Source organism: Bacillus sp. FJAT-27916 (genome assembly GCF_001183965.1).
Lineage (GTDB): Bacteria > Bacillota > Bacilli > Bacillales > Pradoshiaceae > Pradoshia.
In genome coordinates this window covers 2,081,122-2,094,085 of record NZ_LFZV01000001.1, presented here as the reverse complement: position 1 = coordinate 2,094,085, position 12,964 = coordinate 2,081,122, and the positions used below count along the sequence as shown (strand labels likewise).

15 protein-coding genes are annotated in these 12,964 nt (G+C 43.9%); 10 read left to right on the top strand and 5 right to left on the bottom strand.

All coding sequences use genetic code 11. The annotated features are described in order from the left end of the window. The first annotated feature begins 249 nt into the window (after positions 1-249). The 8 genes from pxpB (at position 250) to wrbA (ending at position 7,461) form a co-directional block, all read left to right on the top strand. On the top strand, positions 250-963 hold the full coding sequence (gene pxpB, locus AC622_RS10035) for a 5-oxoprolinase subunit PxpB (protein WP_269431781.1): 714 nt from the start codon (positions 250-252) through the stop codon (positions 961-963). Next, the gene (locus AC622_RS10030; RefSeq protein WP_049670948.1) at positions 960-1,916 is read left to right on the top strand and encodes a biotin-dependent carboxyltransferase family protein; all 957 of its coding nucleotides are present in this window, start codon (positions 960-962) and stop codon (positions 1,914-1,916) included. Before pxpB ends, AC622_RS10030 begins: the two co-directional genes overlap by 4 nt. 12 nt (positions 1,917-1,928) lie before the next feature. Next, the gene (locus tag AC622_RS10025; protein WP_049670947.1) at positions 1,929-2,696 is read left to right on the top strand and encodes a LamB/YcsF family protein; all 768 of its coding nucleotides are present in this window, start codon (positions 1,929-1,931) and stop codon (positions 2,694-2,696) included. A 37-nt stretch (positions 2,697-2,733) separates the two neighbouring features. Further along, positions 2,734-3,927: an NRAMP family divalent metal transporter gene (locus AC622_RS10020; protein ID WP_049670946.1), complete on the top strand. Its 1,194-nt coding sequence runs from the start codon at positions 2,734-2,736 to the stop codon at positions 3,925-3,927. A 153-nt stretch (positions 3,928-4,080) separates the two neighbouring features. Continuing rightward, positions 4,081-4,392, top strand: a complete 312-nt coding sequence (locus AC622_RS10015) for a hypothetical protein (RefSeq protein ID WP_049670945.1) — start codon at positions 4,081-4,083, stop codon at positions 4,390-4,392. A 381-nt stretch (positions 4,393-4,773) separates the two neighbouring features. Then, positions 4,774-5,658: a UTP--glucose-1-phosphate uridylyltransferase GalU gene (galU, locus tag AC622_RS10010; RefSeq protein ID WP_049670944.1), complete on the top strand. Its 885-nt coding sequence runs from the start codon at positions 4,774-4,776 to the stop codon at positions 5,656-5,658. 171 nt (positions 5,659-5,829) lie between these two features. Continuing rightward, complete coding sequence (locus AC622_RS10005; RefSeq protein WP_049672890.1) at positions 5,830-6,765, top strand: ring-cleaving dioxygenase; 936 nt, start codon at positions 5,830-5,832, stop codon at positions 6,763-6,765. 87 nt (positions 6,766-6,852) lie between these two features. Then, positions 6,853-7,461 carry an NAD(P)H:quinone oxidoreductase gene (wrbA, locus tag AC622_RS10000; protein ID WP_049670943.1) on the top strand — a complete coding sequence of 203 codons (609 nt, stop codon included), beginning with the start codon at positions 6,853-6,855 and terminating at the stop codon, positions 7,459-7,461. A gap of 44 nt (positions 7,462-7,505) precedes the next feature. On the opposite strand, the gene AC622_RS09995 is transcribed toward wrbA, so the two are convergent. The 4 genes from AC622_RS09995 to AC622_RS09980 form a co-directional block, all read right to left on the bottom strand. Next, on the bottom strand, positions 7,506-8,240 hold the full coding sequence (locus AC622_RS09995) for an exonuclease domain-containing protein (protein ID WP_231589507.1): 735 nt from the start codon (positions 8,238-8,240) through the stop codon (positions 7,506-7,508). After that, positions 8,233-9,225 (bottom strand): DUF294 nucleotidyltransferase-like domain-containing protein, encoded by a 993-nt coding sequence (locus AC622_RS09990; protein WP_082197111.1) that lies wholly within the window; start codon positions 9,223-9,225, stop codon positions 8,233-8,235. Before AC622_RS09990 ends, AC622_RS09995 begins: the two co-directional genes overlap by 8 nt. A 102-nt stretch (positions 9,226-9,327) precedes the next feature. After that, positions 9,328-10,623, bottom strand: a complete 1,296-nt coding sequence (locus AC622_RS09985; protein ID WP_049670941.1) for an ammonium transporter — start codon at positions 10,621-10,623, stop codon at positions 9,328-9,330. Between the two features lie 153 nt (positions 10,624-10,776). Next, positions 10,777-11,103, bottom strand: coding sequence for a MerR family transcriptional regulator (locus AC622_RS09980; RefSeq protein WP_049670940.1), 327 nt, complete (start codon positions 11,101-11,103; stop codon positions 10,777-10,779). A 250-nt stretch (positions 11,104-11,353) separates the two neighbouring features. Between AC622_RS09980 and AC622_RS09975 the strand changes: the two genes are divergently transcribed. Further along, positions 11,354-11,659 (top strand): MerR family transcriptional regulator, encoded by a 306-nt coding sequence (locus AC622_RS09975; RefSeq protein ID WP_049670939.1) that lies wholly within the window; start codon positions 11,354-11,356, stop codon positions 11,657-11,659. Between the two features lie 73 nt (positions 11,660-11,732). Here the strand turns inward: AC622_RS09975 and AC622_RS09970 are convergent, their stop codons facing one another. Continuing rightward, positions 11,733-11,981, bottom strand: coding sequence for a hypothetical protein (locus AC622_RS09970; protein ID WP_049670938.1), 249 nt, complete (start codon positions 11,979-11,981; stop codon positions 11,733-11,735). A 274-nt stretch (positions 11,982-12,255) separates the two neighbouring features. On the opposite strand from AC622_RS09970, the gene AC622_RS09965 reads away from it, so the two are divergent. After that, entirely contained in the window at positions 12,256-12,918 is a 663-nt protein-coding gene (locus AC622_RS09965) for a hypothetical protein (RefSeq protein WP_049670937.1), read from the top strand. Positions 12,919-12,964: the final 46 nt, after the last annotated feature.

Here is a 12,964-nt window from a genome sequence, read left to right as displayed (position 1 = left end):
TGATGTTATCTAGCTAATTATTATATTACAAAAAAGAATATCCATTGTACAAATCGTCTTGCATGACGTATGTAAGGGTTTTTTTATATACCTAGTATGATGGTTCGATGGTTCTATGTGCAAACATTGTGTTTAATAGCGTCGAAATTTATTGATTAATCAGACATTAAACTTGTATTCTGGTGGTAAATGGAAGTTAAGGCGATTTGTACTAAGTTACCGAAACAATCAACGCAAGGAGTGGTGAACGTGACGTATACATTTTCTCCTTTAGGAGACAAGGCTGTCATGATTAAATGCGGCTCTGCAATAGGTCAGCAAGAATATGAAAAGGTCATGAAGGCTTCCAGGCGGCTTGAACAAGTCGAGGAGGATTGGCTGATTGAAATCGTTCCAAGCTTTGCCTCAATCGCCGTTTTCTATGACCCTGTTCAATTAGACTGGCTCCATAAGGATGGTCAATCTCCTTATGAAACAGCCAGGATGAGGCTTGAAGAAATCCTATCTGACAGACAAGGAACAGAAAGTAAAAAAGAGAGGTTCATGGAGATTCCAGTTTGTTACGGAGGGGAGCTCGGGCCGGACCTTGCTTATGTAGCACACTATCACAAACTATCTGAGGAAGAGGTTATTGAACTGCATGCGAGCGGAGAGTATGTCGTCTATATGCTTGGATTTGCTCCTGGCTTTCCCTATATGGGCGGCATGAAAAAAGAAATCGCAACACCACGCAAAGAAACTCCTAGGCTTAAGATTCCTTCAAGGAGTGTCGGAATAGCCGGTGAGCAGACAGGGATTTATCCGATTGAATCCCCTGGCGGCTGGCAATTAATCGGCAGAACCCCTTATTCTCTTTTTCTCCCTGATAAAGAACCTCCTGCCTTGCTGCAAGCAGGCGACCAAATCAAATTTAACCCCATTAGCTATGAAGAATATCTTTCGTTGGGAGGGGAGCATTCTTGATTATTGAAAAGCCGGGATTATTAACGACGATTCAAGATTTAGGCAGGACTGGCTACAAACAGTATGGGATTATTGCGAGTGGAGCGATGGATCAGACTGCACACCGGATAGCCAATATGCTAGTGCTCAATCCAGAGGAAACAGAAACAGTCGAAATTACGATGGGCGGGCCTGTTATACGCTTTCAGGAAAAGGCAGTCATCGCAATGACTGGCGGTCATTTCTCTCCTGCTGTTAATGGACAGCCGGTTAAGATGTATCGTCCGTTATTGGTGGATGATGGGGATGTACTGTCGTTCGGTCATCCAAAAAACGGGCTGAGATGTTATTTAGCGGTCCATGGCGGATTTTCCATTGAACATGTCATGCATAGCAAGTCCACTTACCTAAGGGCCGGAATTGGGGGCTATAAAGGAAGAGCACTTGAAAAAGGGGACGAAATCCAGCTTAAGGCTGCCAAACCAATCAGATGGACTGGACCAATGAAGTGGTCAGCAGAGTCATTCCGCCTGCATGATGGCGGGACAAGGAAGAATGTTCGGGTCCTTCCTGGTCTCGATTATGATGCCTTTACAGAGGAAAGCAGGGCTGCCTTAATCAAAAAGGAATTCATCGTAAAGCCTGAATCCGATCGCATGGGATACCGGCTTGAAGGGGAGCGTTTAAGCTTGAAAAAGCAAACTGAATTCATCTCAGAGGCCGTATCATTTGGGACGATTCAAGTTCCGGCAGACGGACAGCCGATTATTCTAATGGCTGACAGCCAGACGCTTGGCGGTTATGCGAAGATTGCTCAAGTGGCAACGGTCGATCAGGCGGTTGTCGCCCAAGCAAAGCCAGGAGATCGATTGACCTTCGAGATGATTAGTCTAAAGGAGGCACAGCGACTGTTGCTTGAACAGGAGCGGGAGCTGAAAATTCTAAAGAGGGCCATACAGATGAAGTACTCATAAGGGGGATTTAATGTGTACGTGATTGACATTAATTGTGATATGGGAGAAAGCTTCGGAAATTATCAAATGGGATCAGATGAAGCCATATTAGGATATATTACGTCTGCCAATATTGCTTGCGGCTTTCATGCGGGAGATCCGGCCACGATGAAGAAAACCGTTCGTCTGGCATTAGAGAGGAATGTTGGAATCGGCGCTCATCCGGGTTTTCAAGACCTAGTCGGGTTTGGAAGAAGGGAAATGCAGGTCAGTCCGGAGGAGGTGTATGACCTCGTCATCTATCAGATTGGCGCCTTGAATGCATTTGTCCGCTCAGAGGGCGGGACGCTTCAGCATGTTAAGCCGCATGGGGCATTGTTTAATATGGCCGCTATTGACGCGAAGCTTTCAGAGGCGATTGCTGAAGCGGTGTATAAGGTTGACCCTGAGCTGATTTTATTTGGGTTATCAGGAAGTGAACTGGTTAAAGAGGGTGCGAAAATCGGTCTTCGGACAGCAAGTGAAGTGTTCTCAGACCGCACCTATCAGCAGGATGGGTCGTTGACTTCTAGAAGGACGTTTGGCTCGGTCATCGAAAACTCGGATGAGGCGATTGCTCAAGTTGTCCGAATGGTGAAGGAAAAAAAGGTCCAAACCAGGCAGGGAGCAGATATTGAGATCATCGCCCAAACGGTTTGCATCCATGGAGATGGAACAAGCGCACTGCGATTTGCGGAGCAAATTAATCAAGCATTGCGAAAAGAGAATATTGAGATTAAGAGAATAGCAGAATTTATCTAATAACGAGCCTAAAGATACTCAGGGGGGTGAGGAATGAATGGAAAAGAAGGAATCACGCTTAAGTATCTTGCTTGGAGCAGCTTTCTTAATGGCCACGTCTGCGATTGGACCAGGCTTTCTTACACAAACAACCGTGTTCACGGAAACCTTGCTAGCAAGCATGGGATTTGTCATCCTTGTTTCTATTATCATTGACCTTGGGGCTCAGGTGAATATATGGCGGATTATTGCCGTATCCAAGAAGCGGGCGCAGGACATAGCGAATGAATTGCTTCCTGGATTAGGTTATTTCCTTGCAGCCATGATTGTTTTGGGCGGCTTGGCATTTAATATCGGCAATATAGCTGGTGCAGGACTTGGTTTACATGTCATCGTTGGTGTTGACCCCCGTTTAGGGGCCGTGTTAAGCGGTTTCGTTGCAGTGGGCATCTTTTTCATTAAGGAAGCGGGCAAAGCAATGGACCGCTTTGCGCAAATCATGGGGTTTGTCATGATTTTCTTAACGCTATATGTGATGTTTACTGCCTCTCCTCCTGTCGGTGAAGCAGCTGCGAGGACCTTCATGCCGGAGGAAATCGATTTATTGGCGATCGTTACCCTTGTGGGCGGAACAGTTGGCGGGTATATCACATTCGCTGGCGGACACCGCTTGATTGATGCAGGGGTGTCGGGAAAGGAACATGTATCAGAAGTGACAAAAGGAGCGGTCAGTGAGATTGGACTCGCCTCTATTATGCGAATCTTTCTATTTCTTTCCGTACTGGGGGTCGTCTCACAAGGATTGGTGTTAGACGCGGAAAATCCCGCCGCTTCCGTCTTCCATCATGCTGCAGGAGATATTGGCTACAAGATATTCGGGATTATTATGTGGGCGGCAGCTGTGACAAGTGTCATAGGAGCGGCCTATACATCTGTTTCCTTCATTAAGACATTCAGCAGCACTGTATCGCGGAATCAGAATTGGGTTACAATCAGCTTCATTGTCATTTCAACAGGTGTATTCGCTTTAATTGGACAGCCTGTAAAAGTATTAGTCCTTGCCGGGGCACTGAATGGGTTAATTCTGCCGATTGCTCTTGGGGTTATGCTGATTGCCAGCTATCAAAAAAGGATTGTTGGTGATTATCAGCAGCCGATATGGATGACTTTTTTAGGTGGTATAGTTGTGGCGGCTATGTCGGTCATGGGCATTTATACCTTAATAAAGGAGCTTCCTAGATTATTTGTTTAGTTAAGGAGATAGCTATATTACTATTGAAGGGGATAAAAATATGGTACGATACACAGGAAGAGGGAAAAACGACAAAGTTTTACAAAATACTGTATATTTCTTTTCCTGATAACATCTTAGGTGAAATCATCCTTTATAGAAAGGGGGATGCAAATGGATTGGATTGCATTTTTCGCATCAATTGTCATCCCGGTGTTAACTGTTTTACTGCTTGCCCTATGGGCTTCCAATCATCGTGAAGATCCTGCAAAAAAAATCATTTTTGCCGTTGTGATTTTGCAGATACTCTTCATAACTGGATTTGTCGTTGTATTTACAGCCAAAATGATTACTTGGCTGGCCATCGCCTCAATCATTTTGATCATTTTCGGTGCATTGACGTATAAATCATTGAGGAATGAGAAATCCATTGCTGGTGTTTTGCTGATGCAAGGGATTTTGGTGCTGCTATTACTCGTTGCTTGATAAAGGCTCAGATTAGTAGCATGAAGGTAGATTTTGAAACAATTGAAGTAAGCTAACCTAAAGTCTCCTGATCGGGAGGCTTTTTTAGATTCTATTGATTGGCGTGTTTCAGCTAAAGGCTTATCGACTGGTATATAGGAGCAGATTGTACGGGGAATTTCATTATGCTAAGATTATATTGTCTGAATATTTTTATATTGTCCGTTTGCTTGTAAGAGATTTAGTGCAAGGATGAAGATGGTGAATAAAGCGAGAAAGATGACATATAGGGAAACCAGGATTTTGGATGTTTCATGTTTTGATTCATTCCAATAGTCATGTGAACAAGGTTTTTCCTATAAAATGATGTAATGACTGATGAAGCATATGGGGAGGTCAATCATGAGGAGAGTGCGAAAAGCCATCATACCAGCAGCTGGCTTGGGAACCCGTTTCTTACCGGCCACAAAGGCAATGCCAAAGGAAATGCTGCCGATTGTCGATAAACCAACGATTCAATATATCGTAGAGGAAGCAATCTGCTCAGGTATTGAGGATATCATTATCGTTACGGGTAAAGGAAAACGGGCTATTGAAGATCATTTTGACAATGCCTTCGAGCTTGAAGCCAATCTTGAGGAAAAGCAAAAGTATGAATTGCTTGAGAAGGTTCAAGCACCGTCAAAGGTAGACATTTATTATATTCGTCAGAAGGAGCCGAAAGGATTAGGCCATGCCATTTGGTGTGCCCGGAAATTTATTGGGGATGAACCATTTGCCGTCTTACTCGGAGATGATGTAGTCGTTGCTGAGACTCCGTGCTTGAAGCAATTAATTAATCAATATGACCAAACTCTATCCTCCATTATCGGTGTTCAGCATGTCCCGAATTCAGAGACACATCGGTATGGAATCATAGACCCAGGTAAGCAAAGAGGAAACAGGCTATACGAGGTGAATGATTTTATTGAAAAACCAGCCTCGGGCAAGGCACCTTCCAATCTTGCTATCCTAGGCCGATACATATTGATGCCAGAGATCTTCATGTTTCTTGAGAATCAGAAGCCTGGAGCGGGCGGTGAAATTCAATTGACCGATGCGATTCAAAAGCTGAATGAAATCCAGCGTGTATTTGCCTATGATTTTGAAGGAACGCGTTATGATGTCGGGGATAAAATCGGCTTTATTAAGACAACGATTGATTTTGCCTTGAGGAATCCATCATTACGTGGTGATGTTTTGGACTTTATGAAAGAAAAGATTAAATCTTTTGAAGACAAGGAATGATTTAGATGAATCGTTAATCAAATATATTTGACTAAAAAGGTGGTTCAAGAGAGGAAGAATCACCTTTTTACATGCTAAAACAAGGCGTGAATGATTTTTTTATTTGACAATTATCTCGAATTTGAGATAATAAATCCAATAAAAGATTTGATTCAAAGGGAGTTGGCAGGCATGTTTAAAACAATGGGTATCCATCATATTTCTGCTATCGTAGGAAACGTTCAAGAAAATCTTGATTTTTACGGTAGTGTTCTTGGTATGCGGCTAGTGAAAAAAACGGTTAACTTCGATGACCCAGGTACGTATCATCTTTATTTTGGCAATGATCAAGGATCACCAGGGACGGTTATGACCTTCTTTCCTTGGAACAAAGGATTTAAGGGCCGCATTGGCACAGGACAGGTCAGCGTGACAAGCTTTGCGATTCCTAAAGGGGCCATGCCATTCTGGGAGGAGAGATTTCAACGATATCATGTCAAATCCAGGAAGCATGCACGTTTTGGAGAGACTTATCTAGCCTTTCGGGATCCACACGGTCTTCAATTGGAATTGGTCGAGCGCGCAGAAGGGGAGCAGTCTATTTGGCATTTCAATGGCGTGGGGCCAGATACAGGAATAAAGGGCTTTGCAGGTGCCATTCTTTTATCAAGTTCTCCAAGTCATACGATGGGGCTGCTTAGGAACGGATTGGGCTTTGAGGTTGTCGGCAAGGAAGGGCATTATGTCCGCTACCGCAGTGAAGCAGAGTATGGAAATACGGTTGATGTGGATGTGTCAGAGCATGAGCGCGGGAGGATGGGAACAGGAACCGTTCATCATATTGCCTGGAGAGCAATGGATAATGAGGACCAATTAAAGGCTCGTGAATCCATTATCAGCAAAGGCTTTGCGGTGACTCCCATCAAGGATCGGAAATATTTCAAGGCTGTTTATTTCCGTGAGCATGGGGACATTCTTTTCGAGATTGCAACCGATTCGCCAGGATTCCTGATTGATGAAGATATACAGCATCTTGGAGAGTCATTGATGCTTCCAGAGGAATATGACCCCAGAAGATTAGAGATTGAAGGCAACTTAATGGAGATTCGCTTAAGAGAAATGAATTGATGCTTGTAAAAGGGAAAAAAAGGGTAGATAAATAGGAAGGCAATGGATACACAACCGTATTAAACGGTGGAAAGGAGAAGGAGTCATATGCCTATCAAATTGGCCATTATCTATTACAGCGTGGGCGGAACGAATTATCAGCTTGCCAAATGGGCAGAGGAAGCCGGAATAGAGGCTGGTGCTGAGGTGAAAGTCATGAAGGTGCCTGAGCTTGCTCCGCAGTCGGTCATTGAGGCAAATCAGGAGTGGAAAGCCTTTATCGAATCGACAAAAGAAGTGCCTGAGGTTGCTCTTGATGATTTGGAATGGGCCGATGCCATCATCTTCAGTGTACCGACCCGGTTTGGCAATATGCCATCCCAGATGAAGCAATTCCTTGATACGACAGGAGGGCTTTGGTTTAATGGAAAACTGGTCAATAAGGTGGTCAGTGCCATGTCATCTGCTCAAAACCCTCATGGCGGTCAGGAGGCGACCATCCTATCCTTGTACACTACGATGTATCATTGGGGTGCGATCGTAGCAACACCGGGATATGCCGATCCTTCTACCTTCAAAGCAGGAGGAAATCCGTATGGTACAAGCGTAACGGTCGGACAGGATGGAAAAATGATTGAGGATGTTCGAGAGGCTGTGAAATATCAAGCCAAACGTACCATCACTGTTGCTGAATGGGTGAAAAAAGGAAATGAATAAACGAACGAAAAAGAGCCTATTTGATTGGGCTCTTTTTTCCTGTTTCATCCTCTTTTCTTGGCAAGCTCGCTGTACACATCACCTAGATTTTTATATCCCTCATCGATAGCCTTCTGCAAATAATAAGCCCATATAGACCCTGTCATGAGGGCATCTCCAAGGGCATGATGCCGGTTCTTTATCTCAATCCCGCATTCCTCGCATAGTTGATCCAATGTACGTATTGTTTGCGGTCCTGGGGTCAACAGATTGGTCAGAAAGGAGGTGTCAATCATTCGATGCTGAAACCTTTTTTTCATGAGATTCCAAGTGATCTTTCGCATAAACGCCATTTCATGCTTGGAATGGTGGGCAATCAAAATCCTCGATGAAATAAATTGAAAGAATTGCATTAAAACCTCGTGAGCTTCAGGAGCATCCTGCAGCTGCTCATCGGTAATATTGGTTAAAGCACGGATTTCAGTGGAAAGGATGCCATCATTCTTGATTAAGGAATAAAAGGTGTCCTCCTCGCAAAAAGCTGCGCCTTTCATTTTTACAGCACCGATGGATAGGATTTGATCTCCTTTATCCGGATGAAACCCGGTTGTTTCGATATCAAAGACGACGACTTCTAAATCCTTTAGAGGACAGGATAGATCATCCTTTTGACGAACCTCCTTTTCAAGCTGCCGAAGGAAGGAGATGCTTTGTGCGGATGGCTGTCCTTGCATGCCGGCCAAGACATTTGAGCTGATCTTTCCGCCCATCCCTCGGAAGAATTGAATAAAATCATTCATCCCCATCGTACTCCTTCCTTTCTGCAAATTTGCGTACATATTCATTCAACAGTTGTCCATCCTTAATGAGTTCCTTTAATTCTTTCCTTTCTGCCTTCGTTAAGCGGTCAATAAATAGATAATGGCCAGATTCATAATCTTTGTGATTCCCAAATTGAATACGGTAATCCTGCAGTCTGATAAATTGCTCGCTGATAGACTTCTTTCTTCCCTCAGATAGGATGGAGGAGGGGAGTGTCTTTAGACGCATTGCAGTGGAGGTTTCCATAAGATTTTCTGATATGGCCAGAATGCGTCCAGCATTAATATAAGGGAATAACCCTGTTTCCTTAATATTTAAAAGACCGGAATAGGCCCCATGTGTCTCGACAAGGAATTGGCCGAGCATATTGACGGCTTTTTTGACATGCATCGTGTTTTCCATCATCCGGCTGATTAACCTTTTATGATGAATAAAGTGGTATGCGGCTGATTTGACATCCATAAGGTAGGCATCTTCCCCAATGAGGCACCGCCCATCGAGAAAGGTTAAAAGATGACGAATAGATTCCCATGATTGATCATTTGTCCATTCTTCCGCCTGTTCCATCCATTCTTTCCTCGAGCGGCACCAAAAAGGATTGCTTGCCATGACCTTGCCGTCACATAGCTTATAGCCGGTTACCGCCAGTCCAGCTGAAATTTCCTCACCCAGAGAAACGAAGTACAGCTTTGTCTCATCGGAAGAGCTATCATAAATGATGCCGTGGTCTTGGTCGCTCCAAACACCTTGTTCCTTCCGACCCGCACTCCCCATCAAAAAGAAGCAAAAGGGTGAGGGAGGGGGACCATAGATAGAGGAATGAAGCTCCATTGATTTATGAATCGTACGCAGTATGATATCGTCATGGCGTTCATTTAATACAGCAGAAGTGAGGGGAAGCTCCCCTATTCGTTGATCCCGGTAGCTGCGTATATCTAAATAATGATTGGTAACAGCGGACATAGAACCCTCCTTAACAGGCATAACCCCTTGGATGAGAACTCAAATCCAAGGGGGATGCGAAAGTCAGCATTGGAAAGCTGCTATAGGATACTCGTTGTTTGTCTAGACAATAGAGGTTGATTTCTCAGATGGTGTGATGACGGTGTCTGATTTAAGCTGTTCCGGGTATCCATAAACCCCGTGTTCGCTTATATCAAGACCCATGATTTCTTCTTCTTCTGTCACACGAAGGCCTCCCATGACAGATTTCATGATGTATAACAGAATGTAGGAGACGATGAAGGCGAAAGCGCCGCAAACAGCTACACCTAATGCTTGAACGCCTAATTGTTCGAAACCGCCGCCGTAGAACAATCCCGGCTTTCCGACAGAAGCTAGTTCAGTTGTAGCGAAGAAACCAGTGGATAAGGTACCCCAGATTCCGGCTGCTCCGTGAACGGAAAGGGCATAAATCGGATCATCAATCTTACGGGCTTCAAAGAAACGAATGCTGTAGAATACGAGAATACCAGCGACAAATCCGATGACAAGAGCACCCCATGTATCAACGAATGCACACGAAGCCGTGATAGCAACGAGACCAGCTAAGGCACCATTAAGCATCATGGATACATCAGCCTTTCCAAGAACAATCCAGGATATCATCATCGCGGCAACCGTTCCAGCTGCAGCGGCAAGGTTCGTGTTCAATGCGACAAATCCGAAGAATCCGGCATCGACTGCGACTGTGCTGCCGGCATTGAAGCCAAACCAGCCAACCCATAAAAGCAATACACTAAGTGCCGTATACACTTGGTTATGACCATATAGATTATTGGCAGAGCCGTCTTTATTGAATTTGCCAATCCGTGGTTTCAGTAGAATGGTTGCAGCAAGGGCTGCCATAGCGCCAGTTAAGTGAACGACAGTTGAACCGGCGAAATCTTGTTTACCGTGTTCAGCGAGCCAGCCGCCGCCCCAAATCCAATGAGCGATTGGCGGGTAAACCAATACGGCGAATAAAACGGCGAATACGAGGTAAACGCCCATCTTCGCTCTTTCAGCGAATCCGCCGAAAGCGATTGTCATGGCAATTCCAGCAAACGCTGTTTGGAATACAAAGAATACAGATCCATTATAGGCGGCACCTTCAGCCTCCGCACCGGAATAGAAGAAGTCAGATAGACCGATAAACTTGCTTAGTCCGCCGCCATCCCCAAAGATTAATCCGTATCCAACTGCCCAGAAGACAATGGAGGAGATACCGAATGTCAGAATGGTCTTGCCGGCGATATGCCCGGCATTCTTCATTCGAGTGGAGCCTGTCTCCAGCAGGATAAAGCCTCCAATCATCAAAATAACTAAAATTGCAGAAATCATAATCCAGAGGCTGTTCATTAAATATAAAGTTTCTTCCATTAGTCCTCACCTTCCAATTCATTATTTTTCGCTTGCTGCAATTGTATTGTCGCATCAAGGAAAATGGATTTCTACAATGATGTTAGAAATCCTTACATGGATTTTGGATTAGGACTAAGGTAATGCTTTTGCAAGCGGTCTTAGATGGTAAGCTTATATTTTTCGAATCCCGAACTGGGCGTTAATTTGACCTTGAAGCATTTTCTTGCGGAGTGTTGCTTCATCTTCTTTCTTCTTCTTACGTACCATTTCCTTCCTGATTTCAAATGTCTGAACTCCGTCTTCGATTTTCTCAGCAATCTCCATGAGCAGCTCAATATCGGTGAACGAGTATTTTCTGCTTCCCCCAGACGTCCGATCAGGAAAAATCAATTTCCGTTCTTCATAATATCGGATCTGCCTTTCTGTCAATCCGGTCAGTTCTCTGACTACACCAATGGTTATGACCTTTTTGTCCTTGTAGGAAGACTCCTGTGTCATCTGTATTCACCTCATTCATAAATATAAATATGGAATATTATCTCACATTGATTGGAATAAAAAAACAGAAAATTCTAATAGCTGGTTATCTTCTTGAAGGCTATTGGTAATGCAAAAAGTCATGCACCTATCTCTCAATAAGATAAAAACATGTGTCAGGACTTCTTCCAAAAATCTTGAGAAAACGCTTCATTGAGAGATAATCATCTATATAGCAAAGATAAAGTGCTTACGTATGAAGGAGGGAGTTATGACATCCTATAAAGAGAAAAAAGTGATTTCGATTGGAATCGTCAGTGAACTTACTGGACTTTCTCTTCGAAAAATCAGATATTACGAAGAGCGCGGGCTGCTTGCTCCCGGACGGACGGAAAAGGGAGTCAGGAAGTATTCTTTTGCTGATGTGGAAACATTAATGAAGATCGCCGAGAAGAGAGAAGAAGGCGTACAAACTTCTGAGATTAAGAAAAAGCTCTTAACAGAAAACAACCGCAAAAAAATCCGCGACGAGATGATCAAAGGTCAGATCAACGCTCAGTTTCAAATGCGAAAATAGGCAAAAACAGCCGCCAGGAAAAATCCTGACGGCTGTTCAATGGGGGGAATAGAGGGGGAATAGAGATAGCGGCTTATCCTGCCGTTTTCTCGTTTGCGGCAGACATGAATAAGGCTTCCAGGAGCCCAATGTAGGCTTCCTTATGGTTAGTGGGGATTTGTCTAGTGAACATATGGCGATGATTCTCGCTGTTTTGCAAAAGACGGAGCAAATCCTCCGCGCGAGATCCGCAATGTCCCAGCAATTCCTCATACAACTCATCCCTTAGTAAATCCAATTGGATGATGAGTTCCGCTAATTGTTCATTTCTTCGATTCTTCATCTTGTTTCACCCTTTCATCCTCAATGATCTTCGCTTCTGAAGAACATGTATTTTCATTAGAATACGAGCATTTTATTCATCTGTCATGTGTTTTGTTAACTTTTCTCACGTATCTTTTTATAAAATGATGAAAGTTATGTTAGATTTACTTACATTTCCTTCCTGGCAGCCTATTCAAAAGGATTTTCTTTTATTTTGCACAAACAGATTTTATATACGATAATAATAGAGAATGAATATGGGCTTGAACGAAACATCAAGGAGGAAAAGCAACATGAATAACCGTTTTGCGGCTTTCTTGCTCTTTATTTTGACGGCCACTTTGCTGATTGGCTGCTCAAGTCATGGAGCAGAGAAGGATGAACGAAAGATTGCGCTGGAAAATGCCCTTGAAGCCATGAAATCTGGAGATTCGGAAAAGATGGAAAAATATGTGGTGGAAGAAGAGGGGGCGGATAGCTCTTCAATGGAAGATACGGTCACGGATTTGGCAGAGGAGAAGAAAGCAGAGGAAGCTCTTGCCTACTTATTTAAGCACTTATCCTATAAGATTGGCGATGTGAAGAAAGAAGAGGAAAATTCAGCAACCATTGCAGTTGAAATGGAGCAAGCTGACTTAAAGGAAGCGACTAGTGCTGCGATGGGCGAGGTTTTCATCCAATCAATGTCCTTAGCATTCTCCGATAAAACGGAGGAAGAGATTGATGCGGAAATGGAAGAATTCTTACTCACCAAGTTTAAGAAAATGGTCGATGACAATCAGGACAACCTCATCACAACGAATGTGGATGTGCATATGAAGAAAGTGGACGGCGAATGGAAGGTGGTTGGGGATGAGGCCTTTTATGATGCTGCCACCGGCGGCATGTTAAGCGCAATCGAGGAATTTGCTGACAGCTTTAATATGGAAGAGAACACAGAGGATGCAGCTAAATAAAGGCTTGAAAGGACAACCAGTTTACCTATGCTGGTTGTCCTTTTTT

Excerpts from the sequence above, each read along its gene's own strand:
- AC622_RS09985 (WP_049670941.1), bottom strand. The coding sequence starts at position 10,623 with ATGGAAGAAACTTTATATTTAATGAACAGCCTCTGGATTATGATTTCT.
- AC622_RS09975 (WP_049670939.1), top strand. The coding sequence starts at position 11,354 with ATGACATCCTATAAAGAGAAAAAAGTGATTTCGATTGGAATCGTCAGT.
- AC622_RS10020 (WP_049670946.1), top strand. The coding sequence starts at position 2,734 with ATGGAAAAGAAGGAATCACGCTTAAGTATCTTGCTTGGAGCAGCTTTC.
- AC622_RS10015 (WP_049670945.1), top strand. The coding sequence starts at position 4,081 with ATGGATTGGATTGCATTTTTCGCATCAATTGTCATCCCGGTGTTAACT.
- wrbA (WP_049670943.1), top strand. The coding sequence starts at position 6,853 with ATGCCTATCAAATTGGCCATTATCTATTACAGCGTGGGCGGAACGAAT.
- AC622_RS09970 (WP_049670938.1), bottom strand. The coding sequence starts at position 11,981 with ATGAAGAATCGAAGAAATGAACAATTAGCGGAACTCATCATCCAATTG.
- galU (WP_049670944.1), top strand. The coding sequence starts at position 4,774 with ATGAGGAGAGTGCGAAAAGCCATCATACCAGCAGCTGGCTTGGGAACC.
- AC622_RS09980 (WP_049670940.1), bottom strand. The coding sequence starts at position 11,103 with ATGACACAGGAGTCTTCCTACAAGGACAAAAAGGTCATAACCATTGGT.
- AC622_RS10005 (WP_049672890.1), top strand. The coding sequence starts at position 5,830 with ATGTTTAAAACAATGGGTATCCATCATATTTCTGCTATCGTAGGAAAC.
- AC622_RS09965 (WP_049670937.1), top strand. The coding sequence starts at position 12,256 with ATGAATAACCGTTTTGCGGCTTTCTTGCTCTTTATTTTGACGGCCACT.
- AC622_RS09990 (WP_082197111.1), bottom strand. The coding sequence starts at position 9,225 with ATGTCCGCTGTTACCAATCATTATTTAGATATACGCAGCTACCGGGAT.
- AC622_RS09995 (WP_231589507.1), bottom strand. The coding sequence starts at position 8,240 with ATGAATGATTTTATTCAATTCTTCCGAGGGATGGGCGGAAAGATCAGC.